This window comes from Deinococcus psychrotolerans (genome assembly GCF_003860465.1).
Classification (GTDB): Bacteria; Deinococcota; Deinococci; order Deinococcales; family Deinococcaceae; genus Deinococcus; species Deinococcus psychrotolerans.
The window spans coordinates 546537-568939 of the sequence record NZ_CP034183.1 but is presented as its reverse complement, the minus strand read 5'-3'; the positions used below and the strand labels follow the sequence as shown (position 1 = coordinate 568939).

Here is a 22403-nt window from a genome sequence, read left to right as displayed (position 1 = left end):
ACTTCCAAACCGTGCCAGCGGAACATGAAGGCCAGCTTTAAGCCTGACTTCCCGCGCCATCCGTGCCCGATTTCTGTGTCCGCCACTCAAGTGACCCGGCAAGCCGCTGGGGCTGCCGCCCACATTTTCTGGCCTCCAGCTTTTGCGCTCAAATGAGAAATTCACCAACGCTGCCTTCATCCACCAGCTTCTAGACTGCGGGCATGACTGCCACCCCGCCCGCCCGTAAAGACGTGCCCCGCGAGCAAACTTGGGACATCGAAGCCCTCTACGCCACCCCTCAAGACTGGGACACCGAAGCGGCGGCGCTGGCCCAAGACGCGGCGGCGCTGGGCCGCTACGCGGGAACGCTGGGCCAATCGCCCGAAGCGCTCGCCCAGTACCTGAGTGCCTGTGAAGCCGTAAGAATGCGCCTGACCCGCTTGATGTCGTATGCCGGCATGGCCGCCAGCGTGGACGGCAAAGACACCGAGGCCGCCGCCCGCCGTGACCGGGCTTCTTCGCTCGGGAGCGTCTTTGCTGCCGCCACCGCCTTTGAAAGCCCCGAACTGCTGGCCCTCGACGAAAAGACGGTGCGCCCGTGGCTGACCCGTCCCGACCTCGCGGACTTCGCGGTGATGGTTGAGCGCGTCTGGCGGGGCCGGCCGCACATTCGCAGCGCCGAAGTCGAAGAACTGCTGGGTCTGGTGCAGGCCCCCTTTGCCAGCGAGCGCGGCATTCATCCGGCCTTGGCCAACATGGATTTAGATTTTGGGCAAGTCGGCGGCGTCCAAATCGGTCAGGGCAACATCGACCGCTTGATCGCCGATCCAGACCGCCAAATTCGCCAGCAGGCCTGGGAGTCCTACGCCGACGCCCACCTGTCGACCCAGCACACCATGGCAGCGGCCCTGTCGACCCACGTGCGCCAAAACGTCTTTATGGCCCGCGCCCGCCGCTACCCCGACGCGCTGACAGCCGCCCTGACGTCCGACCACATTCCCACGGCTGTTTTTCACACCCTGATCGACACGTATAAAGCCAACATTCACATCTGGCACCGCTACTGGCAGGTGCGCCGACGCTGGTTGGGCCTGGATCAACTGCGCGAATACGACGTCAAAGCGCCCCTGGTCAGCCCCCCGCCACTGTCTTACCAGGAATCTGTGGACGCCATCTGCGCCGGGATGCAGCCGCTGGGCGACGACTACGTTTCGCAGATGCGCTCGGGCCTGACCACCGAGCGCTGGGTCGATTACGCCAACAACGCGGGCAAGCGTCAAGGCGCGTACAGCAACGGCGGGGCCAGAGTCAAGCCGTACATTTTCATGAGCTTTCAGGGCGGACTCAGCAGCATGAGCACCCTCGCCCACGAAATCGGCCACAGTATGCACTCGCACCTCGCCCAGCAAGCGCAGGCCAGCAGCGTGCCGCGCTATACGCTGTTTGCCGCCGAAGTCGCCAGCAATTTCAATCAGGCGATGGTGCGCCACCACTTGTTTGCGACCAACACCGATCCTACGTTTGAAGTGGCCCTGATTGAAGAAGCCGTGTCCAACTTTCACCGCTACTTTTTCATTATGCCGACGCTGGCCCGCTTCGAGCTGGAAATTCACCGCCGCATAGAAGCGGGAGAGAGTCTGAGCGCCCCCGACCTCAACACCCTAATGGCCGACCTCCTGCAAGACGGCTACGGCGAGGGCGTTCAAGTCGACCGCGAGCGCAGCGGCATCACCTGGGGCGAATTTTCCACCCACCTCTACGCCAATTTCTACGCTTACCAGTACGCCACCGGCATCAGCGCCGCCCACCAACTCCGGGCTGGTTTTGACACTGATCCCGAAACGGCCCGCACCAAATACCTGCAGTTTCTCTCGGAAGGCGGCAGGCTCGACCCGCTCGACGCCCTCAGCGCGGCGGGAGTGGATTTGAGCACGGCACGCCCGGTGGAGGAGACCTTCAAGGTGCTGAGCGGTTACGTAGACCGGCTGGAAGTTTTGCTGAGCGAGAGAACCTGAAACTTGTCTTCAAAAAAAAGCCCCCCTTCGCCGTAAAGCGAGAGGGGGCTTTTCTTCTCTCTATTTCTCCTCTAGGCTTCCGCTGCTGGCCGCTCTCCCAACCTGTCCACGTACTTCCTCGCGGCGGCCAGAGCGTCTTCCATGCTGTCCATTTTCCGTTTGACGGTGTGCCGGGACACGTCGCGTCCGTCTACGCTGATTTTCCAAGTCTGCGCCGCGCCGCCTCTCAGCGGCCCACTGGTAAACTGCGGCAGTTGCGGGCGCTCAATTTTGATGCGGTGGCCTAAATAAAATTCGTCCATGCCGAGTAGGGTAGCGCTTTTCGGCGAAAAACAAATTCTTCACCACTTGAGGTCACCGTGAAACCCAGCGCCGTGAAACCCAGTACCCGTGTAAAATCTTCTCCATGACCCGCAGCGCCGTCCTTGTGCTCAATGCTGGCTCCAGTAGCCTCAAATACCAATTGATCAGCGGTTCCGAGCGCCTCCTGAGCGGTCTGGTGGAGCGTATCGGCGAACCTGGGGGAGACCACGACCACGCCGTTGCCCTGGGGCGCATCCTTGCCGAGCTTCCAGAAGACGTCACGGTGCAGGCTGTCGGCCACCGCGTCGTCCACGGCGGTGAAGCCTTCCGGGAAGCCACTTTGATTACGCCAGCGGTTCTCAGTGCTCTGACCGAGCTCTCCAGCCTCGCGCCGCTGCACAACCCGCCCGCCGTGCAGGGCATCGAGGCGGCCCTCGCCAGCTTGCCCGGCGTGCCGAATGTCGCTGTTTTCGACACGGCTTTTCACGCCACGTTGCCGCCGAAAGCCTACCTTTACGCGCTGCCGTACCGGTTCTACACCCAAGACGGCATTCGGCGTTACGGCTTTCACGGCACCTCACACGCTTATGTTTCGCGGCGGGCCAGCGAACTTCTGGGCGGCGTGGAAAAACTCGTGACGCTTCACCTTGGCAATGGAGCCAGCGCCGCCGCCGTGCAAAGCGGCCAAAGTATAGACACCAGCATGGGCCTGACCCCCCTGGAAGGCTTGGTGATGGGCACGCGCAGCGGCGATATCGACGCGGGCGCGGTGCTGCGGCTCTCGGAGCAGTACGGCCTTCAGGAAACCTCGAGCCTGCTCAACAAAGAAAGCGGCCTGAGGGGACTTTCCGGCGTTTCCAACGATCTGCGCGACGTTCGGGCCTCAGACACCGAGCAAGCCCGCCTCGCTCTGGCGGTGATGACCTACCGCATCATCAAACAGGTTGGGGCTTACGCGGCGGCCATGAACGGCTTAGACGCGCTGGTTTTCACGGGCGGCGCGGGCGAAAACGACGTCCAGCTTCGCGCCGACGTGCTGAGCGGCCTGAGCTTTCTCGGCTTTGAAGTGGACGCGGCAGCCAACCGTGCCAGTGGGAAAGAGCGGCGCATCACCACGCCGCAGAGCAAGCCCGCCTTGGTCATCCCCACCGACGAGGAAGGCGAAATCGCCCGCCAGACGCAGGAAGTCGTGAACCGCTAGATGCTGCTACTGGTACACGCCGCCCTCACCTTCATGCTGGTCGGGCTGATTCTCATGGTTCAGTGGGTGCATTACCCGCTGTTTGCACAGGTGGGCGCGGCGACTTGGCCGGCTTACGAGCGCGAACACCAAAACAGAATCACGTTCCTGGTCGGCCCGCTGATGCTCGCCGAACTGCTCAGCGCGGCGTGGCTGACCCTGCACCCGCCGCCCGCCTTGCCAAGTTGGAGTGTCTGGCTCGGCCTCGTGCTCACTTTGCTGATCTGGGTGTCCACCGCTCTTGTTCAGTCCCCGCTGCATGGCCGTTTGTCTGCCGCCTTTGACGCCCGACTGCACCGCCAACTGGTGGTCGGTAACTGGTTTCGCACGCTGGTCTGGTTGCTGCGCGGCGGCCTGTGTCTGTGGTGGCTGACGCTGCTGCTCTAAGAGCAAAAGAGATTCAGCGCTGAACGAAGCCTGCGCCGTTCTTATGATTTGAGCAATAAAATTGCTTTTGATATTCAGATACTCAGAGCAGGCGCAATTTTAAATTGTTTTATGTTATTCTGCCTCTATGAAGTTGCTAGAGACTCCCCGACCCTCCCAGCCCCAGACCGAGTATCCCGAACACACGTTGCTGACTCCTGGCCCCACGCCGATTCATCCCCGCGCCATGAAAGCGCTGACCCGCCCGATGCTGGGTCACATGGATGAAGAGGTGTTTAAGCTCAACCGCGCCATCCAAGCCGACTTGCGCGAGATGTACGGCACCGCGCCCGGAGCTTTCACGGCGCTGCTGGCCGGAACCGGTTCGCTGGGCATGGAAGCCGGATTTGCCAACCTGGTCGAACAGGGCGACGAAGTCTTAATCTGCGCCAACGGCTCGTTTGGCCGCAGGATGGCTGAAATGGCGGCCCGCTACGGCGCAAACGTGCGTCTGGTCACCGCTCCCCTGGGCGAAGCCATCAACCCGAGTGACGTGGCCGACCAGTTGGGTGACGCGCAGATGGTGGCCGTCGTTCACGGTGAAACCAGCACCGGCGTGCTCAATCCAGTGCCGGAAATTGCCGAAATCGTGCGGCGCAGCGGCGCTTTGCTGACGGTCGACGCCGTGACCACCGCTGGCATGGAGCCGTTTGAAATGCAGGCCTGGGGCGTGGACTATGTCTACACCGGAGCGCAAAAGTGCTTGTCGGCTCCGCCGGGACTCGCGCCAGTCGCCATCAGCGAACGCGCTTTTGCCCGCTTTGCCGCCCGCCGCCAGCCCACACCGCTGTGGTACTGCGACTTTGAAGGTCTGCGCGGGTACTGGCTGGAGCAGACCTACCACCACACCGTGCCGGTCAATTTGCACTTCGCGTTTGCCGAAGCGCTCCGCGCCGCACTGGAAGAAGGCTTGCCTGAGCGTGCCGCCCGCGTGCGAATGATGGGCGCGGCGATTACCACCGCCCTCGCGCCGCTGGGTTTTTCGCCTTACGTCAGGCGCGAACAAGACCGCTTGCCGACGGTGCTGGCGCTGCGCCTTCCGGAAGGTCTGGACGACGCGGCTGTGCGAAAAGAACTCCGCAAGCGCGAAATCAGCATTACCGGCGGCCTCGGCCCCACCGCTGGCCTGATCTGGCGGCTCGGCTTGATGGGCGAAGCGGCCCGACCCGCGCCGTACCGCATGTTGATGAGCGCTTTGGAAGACATCCTGAATGCGCCGGGCCTGGTGAAGCGCTTTGAAGCGGCTTTGGAGCGCTAACTTGTAGGGGTGATAGGCCGTTACGCCCCCAGTCCTACCGGAGCCATGCACCTCGGCAACGCCCGCACGGCGCTGCTGGCCTGGCTCCACACCCGCGCCCACGGCGGCCAGCACCTGCTGCGAATAGAAGACCTGGACGTCAGCCGAGTCCGTCCCTACGCCTACGACTTGATCCGCCGAGATTTGACATGGCTCGGGTTGGATTGGGATACTGAATATATACAATCAGAGCGGATAGACCTCTACCAAGATGCCTTAACGCACCTCCAAACCTACCCATGCACCTGCACCCGCCGCCAAATCGCCGAAATGACGGCCGCAGCCAGCGCCCCACACGGCCCCGAAGCCGTCTACCCAGGCACCTGCCGCCATCAACACACCGATTCAGCCAAAACTGCCGCCCTGCGCTGGCGCGTTCCCGACGCTGTCGTCTGCCTGACCGACCACTGGATCAAGCAGACGGTGTGTCAACACCTGCTAACCGAGGTGGGCGACTTCGTGTTGCGGCGCGGCGACGGCGTATTCGCCTACCATTTGGCGGTGGTGGTGGACGACGCCGCCATGCAGATCACCGACATCGTGCGCGGCGCTGACCTGCTGAGCAGCACCCCGCGCCAGATCGCGCTGCAACGCGCCCTTGACGCGGCGACTCCGCGTTACTTTCACGTGCCGCTGATGACCGATTACAAAGGCGAGCGCCTCGCCAAACGCGGCGGAGCGCCCAGCTTAAAAGACCTGCGCGAAACGGGTATTTCGCCAGAAAAAGTCCTTTCCGAGTTGGCCCGCTCGCTGGGCTGGAAAATACCGCAAGAAGTGACAGCGGCCGAATTGTTGCCGATTTACCTGGCCCAACCCCAAAGCTCACTTGCTTAGGCGGTCGCATCTTGGCGACCTCTCAATCCTTCCTGTCCGGCTGAGTACCTCCACATTGTGCTTAAATTGTAAAAAAATAACTATTAGACAACTTGTCTAAGTTTCACATTCAAACCCTTAATCGGGGTTCTACTCTACTGCTATGCAACTTCCCACTTATCCGCTGCCAGACGAACGCGGGCGCTTCGGTATCTACGGCGGGCGCTACGTCCCCGAAACCCTGATTCCGGCCCTCGATACCCTCAAGGCCGCTTACGCCGAGGCCAAGCAAGACCCGGTGTTCCTCAAACAACTTGAAGATCTGCTGCGCGAGTACGTGGGCCGACCCAGCGGACTTTACTTTGCCGAGAACCTGACCAAGCACGCGGGCGGAGCCAAAATTTACCTCAAGCGCGAAGACCTCAACCACACCGGCGCACACAAAATCAACAACTGCCTCGGTCAGGCGCTGCTGGCCGTCCGAATGGGCAAAAAGCGGGTGGTGGCCGAAACCGGAGCCGGACAGCACGGCGTGGCCAGCGCCACCGCCGCCGCGCTGCTGGGCCTGGAATGCGTGGTCTACATGGGCGCGGAGGACATCCGCCGCCAAGCACTGAACGTCTTTAGAATGAAGCTTCTCGGGGCGGAAGTCCGGGAAGTCACTTCCGGCAGCGCCACCCTCAAAGACGCCACCAACGAAGCCATCCGCGACTGGGTCACCAACGTGCGCGGCACCTTTTATATTCTCGGCTCGGTGGTGGGGCCGCACCCTTATCCAGCGATGGTGCGCGATTTTCAGAGTGTGATCGGTGAAGAAACCAAGTGGCAGCTCGCCGACTTGGAGGGCCGCGAAGTTCCCGACGTGGTGATCGCCTGCGTGGGCGGCGGCAGCAATGCCATCGGCATCTTCGCGCCGTTCGCTTACCTTCCCGAAGGCCAGCGCCCCCGCTTGATCGGCACCGAAGCGGCGGGTCAGGGCGTGGACACCGGCTTCCACGCCGCCAGCGTCGCCGGAGGCAAAGTCGGAGTGCTGCACGGCTCGATGATGTACCTCCTCAACGACCCCGAAGGCCAGATCACCGAAGCCCATTCGATCAGCGCGGGCCTCGATTATCCGGGCATCGGCCCCGAGCACTGCTATTACAGCGATATGGGCGTGGCCGAATATGTTCCCGTGACCGACGCGCAGGCCCTAGAAGCGCTGCAACTCCTCGCCCGTCTGGAAGGAATCATTCCCGCTTTGGAGACGGCTCACGCCATCCATCAGGCCGTCATCACCGCCCGTGAAATTGGCGAAGGCAAAATCATCGTGGTCAACTTATCGGGGCGAGGCGACAAAGACGTGGCCGAAGTGGCCCGCCTGCTGACCGGGAGCGCCAACGCATGACCCAGACTGTCACGACTCAACTTCAACTATCAACGCCGAGCGCCGAGCGCATCCAGGCCGCGTTCAGTGCCGCCAAAGCCGAGCGCCGCGCCGCGTTTATTCCGTTCATGACCGCTGGTTATCCCGACGCCGAGCGCTTTCATGACGTGGCCTTACAGCTCCTCGAACACGCCGACATGATGGAAATCGGCTTGCCGTACTCTGACCCGCTCGGTGACGGCCCCACCATTCAGCGTTCCAGCGAAGCGGCCATTAAAGGCGGCACCAGCACGCGGCGCACCTTGGAGCTCATCAAAGCGCTGCGCCCGCACACCACCAAGCCGCTGATCGTCATGACCTATATCAATCCTATTTACGCCGTGGGGCCGCGTGAATTCATGCGCCTTGCGGTGGAAGCGGGCGTGGACGGACTGATCTTACCGGACTTGCCACCCGACGAAGATATAGAAATTCGCGACCTCGCGGCGCAGGCGGGCCTAGCCTTGACCTTCTTGATCGCCCCGACCAGCACTCCTGAGCGAGTCAAAATCGTCACCGCCGCCTGCACCGGCTTTGTCTACGCCGTCAGCGTCACCGGTGTGACCGGAGCCAGAGAAGGCAACGCCCTGAGCGAAGTTCCGGCACTGGTGGCCCTCGCCAAGCAGCACACCGATTTGCCTATCGCGGTGGGGTTCGGCGTCAAAGACACCGCCACTGCCCGCCAAGTCGCGGTAGACGCCGACGCCGACGGCGTGGTGGTCGGCAGCGCTTTTATCAACGCGGTCAGCCGTGGGGAAGATGTGGGCGCATTGGCACGCGAAATCGTGGAAGGTTGCCGAAAATAAGCATGTATCTTGCGTGAGCAGACAAAAAAGCGGGGCACTTGGATCATGTCCAAGTGCCCCGCTTTTTTCGCTCGCAGCTTTACACGAACTGCGACAGCCAGCCGCCCAGCAGCAACAGCGGCAACAAGCCAACCATCAACATTAGCGCGGCTGGACTTTCACGCTCTTCTCTGACCTGATCACGGAGCGGCACACCCGAACGCGGCGAGATCACGCGGCCCGCCCAGTAGGGTGAAGGCTCATCAGCGCGGCTTTGAGGTGCTTGTAAATTTCGCGCTGCAACTCCAAGTCATCGGGCAATTCGTATTTGAGCTGCTCCATGGCCTGCATCAGGTGAGCGCCGCCAGGGGTGCGCTCGTGGTCGGGCCGCGCCCACTCGGGCAATTCGGGATCGTGGACGGGAGCGCGTTTTTCATCGTCCCAGTCGGCCCACAGTTTGGGCAAATCGTAGAGATAGCGTCCGATGCCGAACTGCACCGCGCACCGCTTGAGGGCGTCACTCGCCGCCGCCTTCAAAGTTCCCAGCTCTCCTTCACTGCCTTCCCCGATGTCTTCACGTGCCACGCCCAGAATGGTCAGGCGGCCTTTGACGGTGGGGCGGGCCGCGCCCACCACGACTTCCAGTTCAAAGCTCCACTCGTCGGGGCAAATGGCGTCGAGCCGGTCTTGCACGGCGCGGGCGTCAATGTGGGCAAAGAGCAGCGCCCGCTTGTGATCGCGGCTGAAGCTGGCAGGCTTGAAGCCCACCAGATGGGCGGGAAACGGCGCTTGCAGTCGTTTCTGGACATCGCTCAGTTTCATGGATTTAGTCTATAACAGAATGGCGTTATGGTCAAGACGTAAAAGAGGGGAACAGATCGTGGTCAGTAGGAAGTAGGGGGTTGCTTTTCCTGCGGCAGACAACACCGCAAAAACCGCCACCTTCCACTCATTCCTTCATTGCCAGCTCCACCGCTTCCACCAATCCGCCGCTGTCCACATCGCCCACATGGTACTTGGCCGCCGCCCGCGCTTCTTTATCGGCGTTGCCCATCGCCACCGGATAGCCGACCACCTCCAGCGCCGTCACGTCGTTGTGGCCGTCACCGACCATCATCACGCGCCCCAGATCAAAGCCGTAAAAGCCCGCCACTTTCCGAATAGCGCTGCCTTTATTCACGCCGTCACGGGTGACGCTGACAAACAGGGTCTGCGGCATCACCGGACTGCTGGCCGGATGAAGTTGCAAGCCGTCGTGCGCCTCACTCAGCAGCGCGTCTTTTTCGGCGTAAGGAATCAGCCACTGCGCCCGCACCACCATCCCGCTGAGGCTCAGCAAATCACGTGGCTGGAACGGTACGCCCAGCAGCTTGGCGTGTTCCGCCGAGACTGGCGACGTGTCTTCCACAGCGTATTCGCGGTCTGTGTATGTTTCTAAAATTCGCTCCGTCGCCCGCGCTTTTTCAACGAGGCCGACCAACAAATCGTGCGGCAATTCCTCACTGCGCGACTCGCCGGTGTCCACCTTGACAATGCTGGCTCCATTTTGAAAGACGTGCCAGCCGTCAGGATCGAGCCGCTTGGCATACTCCAGCGCGTGTCCCACAGCGGGTCGGCCCGAACACAATACGATTCTGATTCCCGCGAGCCGCGCATCTTTAAGCGCTTCCCAGACTTCCGGCAACACTTGATTGCCGGTTCCGACGAGGGTGCCGTCTACATCCACACAAATCATCTGCAACATGCTGAGCAGTCTAACGGCGCAACGCCCCTTCCTTGAAGGTGCCGTCTACTCTTAAAACTTTATTTCACAAGTTTAATAGTAAGTGAAGAGAATCACTTGCTTCCTCCTGAAAAAGCGGGGCCGACTTCTCCCCGCCGTTCACGTTCAGCTCAGCGCGGCGGCCAAACCCACCACCGAGGCGACGTCCAAGCTCGCGCCACCGACCAGTGCGCCGTTGACATTCGTCTGGGCGCAGATCTCAGCAATGTTGGCAGGCTTGACGCTGCCGCCGTACAAAATCCGCACGCCGTCGGCGTACTCACGGTACAGCCCGCCGAGCGCCCCGCGAATCGCGTCGGCCATTTCGCCGGCGTCGGCGGCGGTGGCGGTTTTTCCGGTGCCAATTGCCCATACCGGCTCATAAGCGATCACGATTTGATCCGCGCCCAACACCGGCACCTGCGAAAGCGAATCGCGCAACTGATCCAAGGTGTAGGCCACCTGCTCGCCTTTTTCGCGCACGTCCAAGCCCTCGCCGACGCAGATGATCGGCACCAAGCCGCCTGCAATAGCCGCTGCTGCTTTGGCCGCCACGATTTGCGAGCTTTCGCCGTGATACTCGCGCCGCTCGGAGTGGCCCACCACCGCGTACATCGCGCCCACATCTTTGAGCATTGCCGCGCTGATTTCGCCGGTGTACGCGCCGGATTCATGCGCCGAGATGTCCTGAGCGCCCAGCTTGACCGGACTGTCTTTAAGTTCCAAGCTCAGGCCCTGGAGGGCAATCGCGGGAGCCATGATCGCCAGCTCCGCCGAGGTCTGCGGCAAGGCGGCCCGTAACTCTTTGGCCCACTGCACGGCTTCCGAAGGTGTCTTGTTCATTTTCCAGTTGAGCGCGAGTAGATTTTTCATGGTTATTTCCCCAGTTCCTTTAAGCGGCTGATGGAGTATGGATCACCTTGTTGCGCTGCGAGCCTGTACCACTTTACCGCTGAGTCGATTGATTTTCTCGTGGCTAGACCGGCTTCATACATGTACCCGAGTTGACCTTGCCCATAGGCATTGCCCCGCTGCGCGGCAAAGGCATTGTATTTAAACGCCTCGGGGTACTTTTTTTGATCCAAAAGCAGGTGGCCGAGTCGGGCCGAGGCGAGGGGGTAGCCCTGCTCTGCACTTTTTTAATACCACACCCCGGCCCTGCCGAGATCTCGAGCGGTGCCGAAGCCGCCCTCGTACAAGATACCGAGCGTGTGCTGAGCGTACTTGTCTCCTTGCCGGGCGGCCAGATCAGACCAGACAAACGCTTCTTGATACTGCCGGGTCTGGTAGGAAAGCCAGCCTAAACTGGCCTGCGAGTACACGTCGCCGAGCGTGGCGGGCTGCTCAAAGTACTTGGCCGCTTTGGCATAATTTTTCGCAACGCCCAGTCCATCTTTATAGACGGTGCCCAGCCGAATCAACGCCATCGGCGCTCGCTGATCAGCAGCGGCCTGAAAGAAAGCAATGGCTCGCGCCGCGTCTTTGCCGACTCCTTTGCCCTCAAGGTAAAGATTGCCCAGATTGATCTGTGCGGCGGGGTAGTTTAAAGTCGCCGCTTTGGTGTACCACTGGGCCGCCGCTGCGTCGTCGCCCGCCGAGCTGTACCACAGCCCCACGTTGTAGATGGCCGGCGGATACCCCTGCGCCGCCGCCTTCTGATACCAGCGCAGGGCGGCGGCGCGGTTGACTCTTACCCCCTGGCCTTCCTTGAACAAGTTGCCCAAACCGTTTTGGGCTTTGGCATTTCCACTCTGGGCCGCTTGGGTAAAGCGCTGCTTAGCAAGGTACACATTACGCGGCACGCCCTGACCATTTCGGTACATCACGCCCAAGCTGGCCGCAGCCCGCATGTCGCCTTGTCGAAACGACGTTTGGAATTCAGGCAAGGCCTCCGCATACCGTCCAGCGTCGTAGGCTTGCTGCCCTTTGAGATAATCCGCGCAGGCCTGACCCGACAGCGCGGCCACGCTGAGAACCAGACAAAGCAGGGTCTGCCGCTGCGTCATTACTTCATTGCTTCGACGCCCGGCAGCGGCTGACCTTCCAGCAGCTCCAAGCTGGCCCCGCCGCCGGTGGAGACGTGCGAGACTTTGCTGGCCTGACCGCTCTTGTTGATGGCGCTGACCGAATCGCCGCCGCCCACCACGCTGTAAGTATCCGCGCCCAACTCGGCCACCGCCCCAGCCACCGCGTTGGTGCCGCCCGCGAATTTGGCAAATTCAAAGACGCCCAGCGGCCCGTTCCAAAACACGGTTTTTGCGCCCTGAAGCGCGGCGATGTAGGCCTTCACGGTTTCGGGGCCAGCGTCCAAGCCTTGCCAGCCGTCAGGAATCTGGTCACTCGGCACCACTTTGGTGTTGGCGGTCTCGTCAAAAGCGTCGGCGGCAATCACGTCGGTGGGCAGCATGATTTTATCGGCGTACTCGCTGAGCAAGCGCCCCGCCAAAGCCAATTGGTCGTCTTCGTGAATGCTCTGGCCGATCTGGCCGCCGCGCGACTTGATGAAGGTGTAAGCCATGCCGCCGCCGATCAGCAGTTTGTCCACCTTCGGCAGCAAGTTCTCGATGACCTTGATCTTGTCGCTGACTTTGGCTCCGCCGATAATCACCACATACGGGTGCGCGGGGTTGTTAATCAGTTTATCCAGCGCGTCCACTTCGGTTTGCAGCAGGCTTCCGGCGGCGTGCGGCAACTTGCCGGCCACGCCGCTCACCGAAGCGTGGGCGCGGTGGGCGCTGCCGAAAGCGTCCAGCACGAAGGCGTCGCCCAACTGGGCCAGCTTGAGGGCGAGGGCCGGATCGTTTTTCTCTTCGCCCGCTTCAAATCGCACGTTTTCTAAGAGGGCCACTTCGCCGCTCCCCAGCGCCTGCACCGCCGCCAAGGTTTCAGGGCTGCTCGGCAAGCTGGCAATGAACTTGACCGGCAGGCCCAGCACCTTGCTCAGTGCCTGTGCCACAGGCGCGAGGCTGTATTTCGGATCGGGGCCCGCTTTGGGCCGTCCCAAATGGCTCATCAGCACCAGTGACGCGCCGCTGGCCAGCAGCGCCTGCAAGGTGGGCAAAGACGCGGTGATGCGGGTGTCGTCTTGAATCACGCCGCCCTTGATCGGCACATTGTAATCCACCCGAACCAGTACGCGCTTGCCCTTCACATTCAACGAATCTAAGTTCTTCATGTTTACTCCTTACAAAGGTGATGGGCCATGAGCTGTTTTCACCCATAGCCCACCCTTCACGACTCAACGTTCGATTTGCTTAACTTAAACGCCTTTCTCGCTCACCAGTTGCGTCAGATCCGCAATCCGGTTGCTGTAGCCCCACTCGTTGTCGTACCAGCTGAAGAACTTGACCAGATTGCCCATCGCCATGGTCAGGCCGCCGTCGATGATGGCGCTGTGCGAATCGCCGACGATGTCTTGCAGCACGATGGGGTCTTCGGTGTAGCTGATGATGCCCTTGTGGCTCCCCTCGGCGGCGTTCTTAAACACCGCGTTGACCTCGTCTGCCGTCACGTCGCGGCCCAAAATGACCACCACGTCGCTGATGCTGCCCACCGGCGTCGGCACGCGCAGGGAGGTGCCATCAAACTTGCCCTTGAGCTTGGGATAGACCTGCGCCACGGCTTTGGCCGCGCCCGTCGAGGTGGGAATGATGTTGACAGCGGCGGCCCGGGCGCGGCGCAAATCAGAGTGCGGCAAGTCGAGCAGGCGCTGATCGTTGGTGTAGCTGTGGACGGTGGTCATGATGGCTTTTTCGATGCCGAAGGCTTCGTCGAGCAGTTTCATCGGCGCGGCCAAGCTGTTGGTGGTGCAAGAAGCGTTCGAGATGATGTGGTGGTTCTTGGGATCGTAGTCCTGCTCATTGACGCCCAGCACGATGGAGATGTCTTCATTTTTGGCCGGCGCGGTGATCAGGACTTTCTTCGCGCCGCCGGCGAGGTGCTTGCTGGCTCCCTCGCGGCTGGTAAAGATGCCGGTGGACTCGATGACGATGTCCACGCCCAACTCGCCCCACTTGATGTTGGCGGGGTCGCGCTCGGCGAGGGCGTGTATCTTTTTGTCGTTGACGGTCAGCGAGTCGTCGTCGTAGCTGACGGTACCATCAAACTTCCCGGCAGTGGAGTCGTACTTGAGCAAGGTCGCCAGCGTTTTGTTGTCGGTCAAATCGTTGATGGCCACGACTTCCACGCCACGCGCTTCTAAAACCCGGAACACCAAACGGCCAATCCGGCCAAATCCGTTAATGCCTACTTTCATATGTTGCCCCTTTGTGACTGAGCGCTTGAGGTGCGCTGCCCAGCCACTTTTGGTTGTTCACTCAACCACCAGTTTACCGCAGCTTCGTCAAGTCGGCGTCGGTACCAACTGGACAAGTGTACTCGGTACACCTTCGGGAAGGAGCGAGAGGTATGCACCTGTTGGCGCACATCCCTTGCCTCAACTCCCCATCTTCCCGCTGCGGATCACGTCGGCAATCACTGGCGGCAAATTCCAGGCCATGATGTCGAAAGCCGCCGACGAGTAGTCATACGGCACTTTGTGCATGCTGACTTTGGGCCTGCGACCAGCGGCGTCGATGATAATCACGTCCGCGCCGGGTTCGTGATTCAGGCTCAGGCCCACCGAACCGGGATCGATAAAAATGGTGTCGCCGATGGTGCGCACAAACGGCACGTGGGTGCCCGCCGAGACGACCACCCGTGAGCTGAGCTGCTCGGCCAGTTCCTGCATCTGGGCCTCGGGGGCCATCAAATCGAGGCGGGCCTCGGGGTCGTGCGGCGCACCGTGAAAATAACGAATGCGCCCGACTGGCGTCATAATCCGTCCGCCCACCGGCAAACGGCGCAGGTATTCGAGCTGCTCCGGTGCGAGGGTTTCGCGTGTCCAGTTCAGAACCTGATCGGCGATCCCGCGCCGCGATTCGCGCTCACCGAACGCCATCGACACCCGCAAATCGCTCGAGCCGAGGCCGACTTTCCAGCCTGCTTGCTGCACGAAGTCGATGACTGGCCCGGGCGACGCACCGTAGCCGACCAAATCGCCCACCACCACCACCGAGTTGACGATATGTTCGCTCAAAAACCGCTGCACTGAAGTCAGCGCGTGAATATTGCTGTGGAGGTCACTGATAAAAGCAATTCGCAAGGTAAGCCCAGATTACCTCAAGGAGCGGCCGCATTGACAGCTTCCCAGCTTGACCTTTTCCCTACACGCCCATTTTTCCACATCTGGGCCCTTGCTACACTTCAAAGCTGATGCCGCGCCTTCCCCCCGCTGTTTTATCCGCCGCTTTCGGCGTGTGTCTGGCTCTGTGCGGTCTGCCGCTGGCTTGGAGCGCTTTGACCGTTTTCCCCCTCGCCCTTTTGCTTGGGCATCTCAGCCGCCAGCCCAGCGTCAAACAACTCACGTTGCAGACGTTGATCGCCATCAGCGCTTTTTTTGCCGCCCAGCTCTTTTGGCTGGTGGTCTTTATGCAAGACCTGATGTCCAAAGACGGCAGCTTGCCTTTGGTGCTGGCGTGGCCGCTCTCGGCGCTAACGTTATCGCTGCTGTTCGTACTGGAAGGCATCTTCTGGGCGCTGATGGCGTTCTTGGTCGCTGCCGCCTTCAAAACGCCGCAGGGCCGCTTGTGGGGACTGGCGGGCGGCTGGGTGATTCTGGAATGGCTCAGGACGCTGGGGGCGCTGGCTTTTCCCTGGTCGGGACTCGGGTACACCTTCCTGAGAACCCCACTCATTCAGGTGGCCGACCTCGGCGGCGTGCTGCTGCTGACCGCGCTTCTGACCGCTTCGGCAGCGGCGCTGGTCACACTCATGCGAGTCAAAAATCCGCGCCCCGCTGCACTGATGGCCGCGCTGTGGCTGGCGGCCCTCGGCTACGGCCTGACCCGCACGGCAGGGGAGGGGCCGCCCGCCAAGGCGCTCTTACTCCGCACCAATCTCGATTCGTTTGCCAAAGTCACTGGCCAAGACTTCGATCAGCAGTGGCAAGCTCAGCTCCAGCTCAGCCAGCAGCGCCGAGCGGGTGAGGTGACGGTCTGGAGCGAAACCGCCTTGCTGTATCCGGAGCGCATTGGAGAAGTTCCTGCACCCGGCCTCTACGGCATGTATCAGTATCCGCGCAATACCGCGATCGGCTGGGACGGGCAGCGCATCACCGGCAGCTTCGACAAAGCCCACCCGGTGCCGATGGGCGAGTATTTCCCGCTGAGTGGGGCGCTCAACGGGCTTTACAGCTCAATCTACCAATCGCTGAATCTGGGCAGCTTCAATCCCCAGTTTCCTGGTCAGTCCTACGCGCCCATTCCGCTCGGGCGCGTGCTTTACGGCGTTTATATCTGCTACGACAGCATCGTGGCTCACGTTGCCCGGCAGATGGCCCTTCAGGGAGCGCAGGTCTTGGTCAATGTTAGCAATGACGGCTGGTACACCGGCTGGGGCGTCTGGCAGCACTTCGACATGGGCCGGGTGCGGGCCATCGAAACGCGGCGCTACGTGCTCAGGAGCGTCAACAAAGGGGTCGCTGCCGTGATCAATGATCTCGGTGAGCCGGTGCAAACCCTCACCGAAGGCGAAGGCGTCCTTCACGCCGAATATCCGCTCCTGAGCGCCACCACCCTTTATATGCGTCTGGGCGACGTTCCAGCCCTGATCGCCGCGCTGCTGCTGCTCGGCTACGCACTCAGGCTCGACTGCCGCCGTACCCAGTAATATATACGACATCCCTTTACTCCAACCCCTCAACCGCCACCAAGGCCTCCCGCCGAATTGAAGCGTCCATCTTGGCGTAAATTGCACTGGTGTTCACCGAAGCGTGTCCCAGTACGTCAGCCACCACGTGCAGGTCACGGGTGGCTCTGTACAGCTGCGTTCCCGCCGTGCGCCGCAGCGTATGCAGGCCCCACAGCGCAGGCGGCAGCCCAAGAGCAAGGTAATACCGTCCGGCAATATCCCGAGCTCCTTTGGTGGTCAACCGCCCACCCGCGTTGCGGTGACTCAGCGAGAACAGCAGCGCGGGCGAAGCGCTGACCAGGCTTTGGCGCAGGCGCAACCAAATGCCGAGCGCTCCCAGGGCCCGCGCAGTGAGCGGCACCTGCCGAGTCTTTTTGCCTTTGCCGCGCACCACCACGTGACCGAGGCTAAGGTCGAGGTCGTCCAGATTCAGTCCGACCAATTCGGCAGCCCGCAACCCAAATTGACCGCCCAGCAGCAGCAAAGCGTAATCGCGGGCCGCGCGGGTGGGGTCACTGGGATGCTCGGCGGCGGGCAAAGCCAAGAGGGCTCTAAACGTCGCCGCGCTGAGGGCCGACTTGCGGCTGTGGGCCGCCTCGCTCTCAGCTGGTGGGCGCACGCTGGTGCTGGGATCAATTTTTAAAACATCGGCCCACACCAAAGCCCGCATCATATTCCGCACGCCGTAGAAGTGGCGTTTGACGCTGGATGCCGACAGCCCCTGTGCCTGTAAGTCCAAGAGCCAGACTTCAAAGACCTCCGGTTCGAGTTGGGTCAGCGCATGTTGCGGCGACGCGGCTGGCCCTGTAAACGCCAAAAACTTTCTGAGCGACTCGGCGTAGTGCGCTAGGGTCAACTCGCTGATGCGTCCGCCTTTGCTGGATTTAAGCCGCAAGTAGGTGTGGAGCAGATCGGTGAGAACCTCAGCGTCTTGGGAATGCGCCGCCCGGAGGCCTTCACGGCGGCGATTAGACGCCGAAGCCCAGCGGGAAGCCAGAACGAGAGCAGAACTGGTTGAACTGGTCAATGGAATCTCTTAGGTTTCATAAGTGAAATTATAGAACCTAAGAGAGACTCACACCAGCAGGGGTTTTAAGGTCAACCGTTTAAGTTGTGCTGGTGTGAGTCCGTCCACTTCCTCAAGTCTCCAATTCTTCCTGACTCGCCCCAGTCAGCAGCAGCGCCGCTTTCGGTAAAACGCGGGCGGTAAACGGCGTGGTTTCGTCATGAATCTCGCCGTCGTACTGAAGAGGAAACGGTTCCTCGGTGCTGACCTCCACTTCACTGGCCGAAAAAACATCGATATTTTTACCGAACACCGGCTCGCCCAAATTGAGCTTGGCCCGCAGCGAGTCGAGCAAATTGGGCAGGAGCTCCAAAACCGATCCGGCTTTGAGCACCAGTACCGCGAACTGCCCGTCATTGGGGCTGACCCCCGGCGCAATCGGCAAACGGAAATTGGCCATCCCGAAGTTGGCGACCATCACCGCCATGGCGTCCACGTCCTGTGCTTTGCCGTCGAGGGTCAAGTGGAAGGTGGTGGTCTTGGGACTCAGCTGCTTGAGGGCGCTGACCACGTAAGCGAACACGCCCAGCCGGTCTTTGAGGCCTTCTGCGCCTTCGATCATGGCCGCGTCCGCTCCTGCGCCTGCCAGCAGCACGAAGCCGTGCGATTTGCCCGCGACGCTCAGCTCGCCCAGATCGATAGAAACGGCTCTGAGTTCATCCACCACCTGTGCCAGCTCCTGTGGGTCTTCCGGCAAGTTCAAGTTTTGGGCAATCAAATTTGCCGTGCCTGCCGGGTAAGCCAGCAGCGGCACGCCCCGGTTTCTGAGAACATAAGCGATGCTGCTGACGGTGCCGTCGCCGCCTGCCGCGATCACGGCGCTGTAGTGCTCGGCGCTGCTCAGCAGGGTTACCAGCTCACCTTTTTGGGGAAGTTCCTCGGCGTCGACGTGCCAGCCTTTTTCACCCAGCGCGGCGATAAAGCGCGGCAGCGGACTCGGCCCTTTACCGGATTTGGGATTGAAGATCAGCAGGGCGCGTTTGGGGGGGGTAGGCTTGGCGTTCATCCAGCCATTAGACTGCGGAGACGGAGGCAAAGTCATGCGTATATTCTTGCTGGGTTCTTTATTGTTGGTGGGCACACTCTCTTCGTGTGCGCCGCGTGTCGGTACGGTGATGGGCGTGACCCAAACGCCGGTTTTGGTCAAAGTCTCGTCCGGCACGGCCAAAGGCGCGGCCGTGATGATTCAGGGCCGCTACCTCGGCGGCCCTGCCACCGGGCGTATCCGTTTGGGCGCGGACGAAAACGGCTCAGGCGGCTACCTGATTCCCGCAGCGTCGGTGGTGTCGTGGACCGACAGCGAAATCGTCTTCAACGTCCCGGCGAACGCCCCGGCCGGCGGAAGCTGGCTGTATATCGAAGTCAACGGGCGGCAGAGCACCGGCCTCCCGTTTAGCGTGAGCAGTCAGTAAGAGCGGCCGTTCGTGAGCAGAGGTGAACGGGGCGCAGGCGACAGAGTAAAGCTGTCCGCCTGCGCCCCGCTCACCGTCTATACTCTCCCCTATGTCACTTCAGCGTCCCAAAGGCACCCAAGACCACTTGCCAGATGGCAGTCCCAAGTTAAGAGCCGATCTCAGCGCCTCCGCTTTTTCTCACGTCACCCGAACGGCCGCGCGGGTGCTGGAGCGCGGCGGAGCGCAGTGGATGGAAACGCCGCTGTTCGAATATGCCGATCTGGTACAGCGCGGCGTGGGCAGCAGCACCGATATCGTGCGCAAAGAGATGTTTACCGTCACCTATGCCGGAGAGCACGGCGGCTATATTCTGCGCCCCGAGGGCACGGCGGGCATTGTGCGGGCTTACCTGGAAAACGGCCTCAAGCAGCTTCCCAGCCCCTTAAAACTCTGGACACACGGGCCGATGTTCCGCGCCGAGAATGTCCAGCAAGGCCGCTTGCGGCAGTTTCACCAGGTTGACTACGAGGTGATCGGCAGTGCGCTAAGCTTGGTGGACGCCGAAGCGATCTGGTTGATGGTGCAGGTCGTACAGGAACTCGGGCTGACCGGCGCGAGGATCAAGCTCGGATCGGTGGGCGACCCGGCCGATCGGGAGCGCTACGACGCTTATTTGCGCCAACTGTTCACGCCACATGCCGAGCGCCTCTCCGCCGATTCACAAGACCGCTTGACACGCAACCCGATGCGAATTCTGGATTCCAAAAGTAAAGATGACCAGGCCCTGATCGTGGAACTTGGCGTCGAGCCGATGCTCAACTTTTTGGGCGAGGAAGCCAGTGCCCATTTTCAAGAAGTGCGTGGCCATCTGGAGGCCTGGGGCGTGCCGTATGACCTCGACCCCAGCATCGTGCGCGGCCTGGATTATTACCGCCGCACCGCCTGGGAACTGCACCACCAGGGCGTCGGAGCCAAGTCGGCCCTTGGCGGCGGCGGGCGCTACGACGGACTGGCCAAAGAACTCGGCGGCCCCGAGACGCCGGCAGTGGGCTGGGCCTTCGGCATCGAGCGCCTCCTGATTGCTATGGACGCCGAGGGCCTCAAGTGGCCGCTCACCGCCGGCCCGCTGGTCTACGTCGCGGCACTGGACGCTGAGCAAGTAGACCCGGCGGCCCGCGTGGCACTGGGCATCCGCGCCGTCGCCCGCGCCGAGTTCGCTTACCGGGCCCTCAAACCCGGCAATGTCTTCAGGGAAGCCGAGCGCCGCACAGCCGTTTACGCCGCCCTGATCGGCAGCGAGGAAGCCGGTCGTGGCAGCGTGATGCTCAAGCACCTCTCAAGCGGCGTTCAGCGTGAAGTGCCGGTGGCTGAGCTGAATGCTCTTTTACTTTCCGATTTGTTCTCTGAAATGCCAAGCCCAGACTCCGCACCCACCCCACCAGCACTGGAGACCCGATGAAGCGCACCGCGTACCTGAGCGACCTCGAACCTTACCTCGATCAAACCGTCACCGTACAAGGCTGGGTGGCGCGGCGACGTGACCTCGGCAAGCTGATTTTCATTGACCTGCGTGACCGCAGCGGTCTGCTGCAAGTTCAGGTTGAACCGGGCTCTCCGGCTTTTGCTGAAGCCGACCGGATGCGCGGCGAATACGTGGCTGAATTTACCGGCACGCTGCGCCTGCGCCCCGAAAGCCAGCGCAAGGAAGGGCTGGGCGCGTACGAACTGATCGCCGATTCGGCCCAGCTGCTCAGCGCCGCCGTGACGCCGCCATTTGAACTCAGTAAAGGTGAGGACGTGTCCGAAGACATCCGCCTCAAATACCGCTACCTCGATTTGCGCCGTCCGGAGATGTTCCAAAAACTGCTGATCCGCTCGCAAGTCTCTGCCGCCATCACCGCCTTTTTGACGGCGGAGGGTTTTATCAATGTCGAAACGCCGATGCTAACCCGAAGCACCCCCGAGGGCGCACGCGATTTCCTGGTGCCTTCCCGGCTCAGCCCCGGCGAGTTCTACGCCTTGCCGCAAAGCCCGCAGCTGTTTAAGCAGCTGCTGATGATCGCTGGCGTCGACCGTTATTTTCAGCTGGCCCGCTGCTTCAGAGATGAAGACCTCCGCGCCGACCGCCAGCCGGATTTCACCCAGCTCGACATTGAAATGAGCTTCGTGAACCAGGAAGACATTCTCGACCTCAACGAGCGCTTGTTGCGCCACGTCTTCAAAACGGCGCTCGACGTGGACTTGCCCTCCCCTTTCCCGCGCCTGACCTATCAGCAGGCCATGGACACCTACGGCTCCGATAAGCCCGATTTGCGTTTCGGTTTGCCGTTTGTGGACGTGACCGATCTGTTCGCGGGCGGCGAGTTCGCGGCGTTTGCAAAAGCCGCCTGCGTCAAGGTGCTGGCGACTGGTGAACTGACCCGCAAACAAATTGATGAGCTCGAGCGTGTCGCCAAACAAAATGGCGCAGGTGGCTTGGCCTGGGTGCGGCGAGACGGCGAGGGACTGAGTGGCGGCATCAGCAAGTTCGTAGGGAAAGTAAGTGGAGAACTGCTCAGCCGAACAGGTGTCGAGCAGGGCGGTACCTTATTGTTTGCAGCGGGTGAGTGGAAAAAGGCGGTGACGGCGCTCGGCGCGGTTCGCACGGCGCTGCGCGACCTGCTGCATTTGGCGTCTGCCGGCTTTGAAACCGTCTGGGTCACCGATTTTCCCCAGCTCGAATACGATGAGGACAATCAGCGCTGGACGTACATGCACCACCCCTTCACCGCGCCGCACCCCGAGGATTTGGCGCTGTTCGGCACCCAGCGACAAGGCGAAATTCGCGCTCAGGCTTACGATCTGGTGCTCAACGGCTTTGAAGTCGGCGGCGGCTCGGTACGGATTCACGACCCCGAAGTGCAGCGGCAAATGTTTGGTGCCATCGGCTTTTCCGAAGAAGAAGCTCACGCCCAATTCGGCTTCTTTCTGGACGCGCTGGCTTCCGGCACACCGCCGCACGGCGGCGTCGCCTGGGGTTTTGACCGCCTCATCATGGTGATGAGCGGGGCGAGCAGTATCCGCGAAGTGATCGCCTTTCCCAAAAACAACAAAGGCAGCGACCTCATGGCGCAGGCCCCGTCCAGCGTCAACGCCGCACAGCTTGCCGAATTGGGCGTGGCTGTTCTTGAGTAAGGGCGACCACGT

Annotated in this window: 23 protein-coding genes; 11 read left to right on the top strand and 12 right to left on the bottom strand. The window is 61.4% G+C overall.

What is annotated here, in order from left to right; genetic code table 11:
• The first annotated feature begins 203 nt into the window (after positions 1–203).
• The gene (gene pepF / locus EHF33_RS02825) at positions 204–1997 is read left to right on the top strand and encodes an oligoendopeptidase F (RefSeq protein WP_124867695.1); all 1794 of its coding nucleotides are present in this window, start codon (positions 204–206) and stop codon (positions 1995–1997) included.
• Between the two features lie 71 nt (positions 1998–2068).
• On the opposite strand, the gene EHF33_RS02820 is transcribed toward pepF, so the two are convergent.
• Positions 2069–2299, bottom strand: coding sequence for a hypothetical protein (locus EHF33_RS02820; protein WP_124867693.1), 231 nt, complete (start codon positions 2297–2299; stop codon positions 2069–2071).
• 104 nt (positions 2300–2403) lie between these two features.
• Here EHF33_RS02820 and EHF33_RS02815 point away from each other — a divergent pair, with 104 nt between their 5' ends.
• The 6 genes from EHF33_RS02815 (at position 2404) to trpA (ending at position 8287) form a co-directional block, all read left to right on the top strand.
• The gene (locus EHF33_RS02815) at positions 2404–3501 is read left to right on the top strand and encodes an acetate/propionate family kinase (RefSeq protein ID WP_124867691.1); all 1098 of its coding nucleotides are present in this window, start codon (positions 2404–2406) and stop codon (positions 3499–3501) included.
• Positions 3502–3927, top strand: a complete 426-nt coding sequence (locus EHF33_RS02810) for a hypothetical protein (RefSeq protein ID WP_124867689.1) — start codon at positions 3502–3504, stop codon at positions 3925–3927. It begins immediately after the preceding gene.
• A gap of 127 nt (positions 3928–4054) precedes the next feature.
• A complete protein-coding gene (locus EHF33_RS02805; RefSeq protein WP_124867687.1) occupies positions 4055–5224 on the top strand; it encodes an alanine--glyoxylate aminotransferase family protein in 1170 nt (389 codons plus the stop codon).
• A gap of 45 nt (positions 5225–5269) precedes the next feature.
• Positions 5270–6097 carry a tRNA glutamyl-Q(34) synthetase GluQRS gene (gene gluQRS, locus EHF33_RS02800; protein WP_241191304.1) on the top strand — a complete coding sequence of 276 codons (828 nt, stop codon included), beginning with the start codon at positions 5270–5272 and terminating at the stop codon, positions 6095–6097.
• A gap of 142 nt (positions 6098–6239) precedes the next feature.
• The gene (gene trpB / locus EHF33_RS02795; RefSeq protein WP_124867683.1) at positions 6240–7463 is read left to right on the top strand and encodes a tryptophan synthase subunit beta; all 1224 of its coding nucleotides are present in this window, start codon (positions 6240–6242) and stop codon (positions 7461–7463) included.
• The gene (gene trpA, locus EHF33_RS02790; RefSeq protein WP_124867681.1) at positions 7460–8287 is read left to right on the top strand and encodes a tryptophan synthase subunit alpha; all 828 of its coding nucleotides are present in this window, start codon (positions 7460–7462) and stop codon (positions 8285–8287) included. The genes trpB and trpA overlap by 4 nt, the downstream gene beginning before the upstream one ends.
• A 79-nt stretch (positions 8288–8366) precedes the next feature.
• Here the strand turns inward: trpA and EHF33_RS21720 are convergent, their stop codons facing one another.
• The 9 genes from EHF33_RS21720 to EHF33_RS02750 all read right to left on the bottom strand — a co-directional run bounded on the left by EHF33_RS21720 (position 8367) and on the right by EHF33_RS02750 (position 15171).
• Positions 8367–8501, bottom strand: a complete 135-nt coding sequence (locus EHF33_RS21720) for a hypothetical protein (RefSeq protein ID WP_277425528.1) — start codon at positions 8499–8501, stop codon at positions 8367–8369.
• Positions 8498–9088, bottom strand: coding sequence for a Rad52/Rad22 family DNA repair protein (locus tag EHF33_RS02785; protein ID WP_124867679.1), 591 nt, complete (start codon positions 9086–9088; stop codon positions 8498–8500). The genes EHF33_RS21720 and EHF33_RS02785 overlap by 4 nt, the downstream gene beginning before the upstream one ends.
• 127 nt (positions 9089–9215) lie before the next feature.
• Complete coding sequence (locus EHF33_RS02780; RefSeq protein ID WP_124867677.1) at positions 9216–10010, bottom strand: Cof-type HAD-IIB family hydrolase; 795 nt, start codon at positions 10008–10010, stop codon at positions 9216–9218.
• Between the two features lie 144 nt (positions 10011–10154).
• A complete protein-coding gene (gene tpiA, locus EHF33_RS02775; RefSeq protein ID WP_124867675.1) occupies positions 10155–10901 on the bottom strand; it encodes a triose-phosphate isomerase in 747 nt (248 codons plus the stop codon).
• Positions 10902–10903: 2 nt separating this feature from the next.
• A complete protein-coding gene (locus EHF33_RS21850) occupies positions 10904–11113 on the bottom strand; it encodes an SEL1-like repeat protein (protein ID WP_124867673.1) in 210 nt (69 codons plus the stop codon).
• A gap of 54 nt (positions 11114–11167) precedes the next feature.
• Positions 11168–12034 (bottom strand): tetratricopeptide repeat protein, encoded by an 867-nt coding sequence (locus EHF33_RS02765; RefSeq protein WP_124867671.1) that lies wholly within the window; start codon positions 12032–12034, stop codon positions 11168–11170.
• The gene (locus EHF33_RS02760; protein ID WP_124867669.1) at positions 12034–13203 is read right to left on the bottom strand and encodes a phosphoglycerate kinase; all 1170 of its coding nucleotides are present in this window, start codon (positions 13201–13203) and stop codon (positions 12034–12036) included. The genes EHF33_RS02765 and EHF33_RS02760 overlap by 1 nt, the downstream gene beginning before the upstream one ends.
• Before the next feature lie 84 nt (positions 13204–13287).
• Positions 13288–14283, bottom strand: a complete 996-nt coding sequence (gene gap / locus EHF33_RS02755) for a type I glyceraldehyde-3-phosphate dehydrogenase (protein WP_124867667.1) — start codon at positions 14281–14283, stop codon at positions 13288–13290.
• A 180-nt stretch (positions 14284–14463) separates the two neighbouring features.
• On the bottom strand, positions 14464–15171 hold the full coding sequence (locus EHF33_RS02750; RefSeq protein ID WP_124867665.1) for a metallophosphoesterase family protein: 708 nt from the start codon (positions 15169–15171) through the stop codon (positions 14464–14466).
• 110 nt (positions 15172–15281) lie between these two features.
• Between EHF33_RS02750 and lnt the strand changes: the two genes are divergently transcribed.
• Positions 15282–16736 (top strand): apolipoprotein N-acyltransferase, encoded by a 1455-nt coding sequence (lnt, locus tag EHF33_RS02745; protein ID WP_124867663.1) that lies wholly within the window; start codon positions 15282–15284, stop codon positions 16734–16736.
• A gap of 16 nt (positions 16737–16752) precedes the next feature.
• Here the strand turns inward: lnt and EHF33_RS02740 are convergent, their stop codons facing one another.
• The gene (locus EHF33_RS02740) at positions 16753–17784 is read right to left on the bottom strand and encodes a site-specific integrase (RefSeq protein WP_124867661.1); all 1032 of its coding nucleotides are present in this window, start codon (positions 17782–17784) and stop codon (positions 16753–16755) included.
• 112 nt (positions 17785–17896) lie between these two features.
• Positions 17897–18829 carry a diacylglycerol/lipid kinase family protein gene (locus EHF33_RS02735; RefSeq protein WP_124867659.1) on the bottom strand — a complete coding sequence of 311 codons (933 nt, stop codon included), beginning with the start codon at positions 18827–18829 and terminating at the stop codon, positions 17897–17899.
• 34 nt (positions 18830–18863) lie between these two features.
• Here EHF33_RS02735 and EHF33_RS02730 point away from each other — a divergent pair, with 34 nt between their 5' ends.
• From EHF33_RS02730 to aspS, 3 genes are all read left to right on the top strand, one after another.
• A complete protein-coding gene (locus EHF33_RS02730) occupies positions 18864–19235 on the top strand; it encodes an IPT/TIG domain-containing protein (protein WP_124867657.1) in 372 nt (123 codons plus the stop codon).
• Between the two features lie 91 nt (positions 19236–19326).
• Positions 19327–20676: a histidine--tRNA ligase gene (gene hisS, locus EHF33_RS02725; RefSeq protein ID WP_124867655.1), complete on the top strand. Its 1350-nt coding sequence runs from the start codon at positions 19327–19329 to the stop codon at positions 20674–20676.
• Positions 20673–22391 carry an aspartate--tRNA ligase gene (gene aspS, locus EHF33_RS02720; protein ID WP_124867653.1) on the top strand — a complete coding sequence of 573 codons (1719 nt, stop codon included), beginning with the start codon at positions 20673–20675 and terminating at the stop codon, positions 22389–22391. The genes hisS and aspS overlap by 4 nt, the downstream gene beginning before the upstream one ends.
• The last annotated feature ends 12 nt before the right edge of the window (positions 22392–22403 follow it).

Coding starts and splice junctions, on each gene's coding strand:
- pepF (WP_124867695.1), top strand. CDS start 204: ATGACTGCCACCCCGCCCGCCCGTAAAGACGTGCCCCGCGAGCAAACT.
- hisS (WP_124867655.1), top strand. CDS start 19,327: ATGTCACTTCAGCGTCCCAAAGGCACCCAAGACCACTTGCCAGATGGC.
- gluQRS (WP_241191304.1), top strand. CDS start 5,270: ATGCACCTCGGCAACGCCCGCACGGCGCTGCTGGCCTGGCTCCACACC.
- EHF33_RS02820 (WP_124867693.1), bottom strand. CDS start 2,299: ATGGACGAATTTTATTTAGGCCACCGCATCAAAATTGAGCGCCCGCAA.
- EHF33_RS02805 (WP_124867687.1), top strand. CDS start 4,055: ATGAAGTTGCTAGAGACTCCCCGACCCTCCCAGCCCCAGACCGAGTAT.
- tpiA (WP_124867675.1), bottom strand. CDS start 10,901: ATGAAAAATCTACTCGCGCTCAACTGGAAAATGAACAAGACACCTTCG.
- lnt (WP_124867663.1), top strand. CDS start 15,282: ATGCCGCGCCTTCCCCCCGCTGTTTTATCCGCCGCTTTCGGCGTGTGT.
- EHF33_RS02735 (WP_124867659.1), bottom strand. CDS start 18,829: ATGAACGCCAAGCCTACCCCCCCCAAACGCGCCCTGCTGATCTTCAAT.
- trpB (WP_124867683.1), top strand. CDS start 6,240: ATGCAACTTCCCACTTATCCGCTGCCAGACGAACGCGGGCGCTTCGGT.
- EHF33_RS02810 (WP_124867689.1), top strand. CDS start 3,502: ATGCTGCTACTGGTACACGCCGCCCTCACCTTCATGCTGGTCGGGCTG.
- EHF33_RS02730 (WP_124867657.1), top strand. CDS start 18,864: ATGCGTATATTCTTGCTGGGTTCTTTATTGTTGGTGGGCACACTCTCT.
- EHF33_RS02760 (WP_124867669.1), bottom strand. CDS start 13,203: ATGAAGAACTTAGATTCGTTGAATGTGAAGGGCAAGCGCGTACTGGTT.
- trpA (WP_124867681.1), top strand. CDS start 7,460: ATGACCCAGACTGTCACGACTCAACTTCAACTATCAACGCCGAGCGCC.
- EHF33_RS02785 (WP_124867679.1), bottom strand. CDS start 9,088: ATGAAACTGAGCGATGTCCAGAAACGACTGCAAGCGCCGTTTCCCGCC.
- EHF33_RS02815 (WP_124867691.1), top strand. CDS start 2,404: ATGACCCGCAGCGCCGTCCTTGTGCTCAATGCTGGCTCCAGTAGCCTC.
- EHF33_RS02765 (WP_124867671.1), bottom strand. CDS start 12,034: ATGACGCAGCGGCAGACCCTGCTTTGTCTGGTTCTCAGCGTGGCCGCG.
- EHF33_RS02780 (WP_124867677.1), bottom strand. CDS start 10,010: ATGTTGCAGATGATTTGTGTGGATGTAGACGGCACCCTCGTCGGAACC.
- aspS (WP_124867653.1), top strand. CDS start 20,673: ATGAAGCGCACCGCGTACCTGAGCGACCTCGAACCTTACCTCGATCAA.
- gap (WP_124867667.1), bottom strand. CDS start 14,283: ATGAAAGTAGGCATTAACGGATTTGGCCGGATTGGCCGTTTGGTGTTC.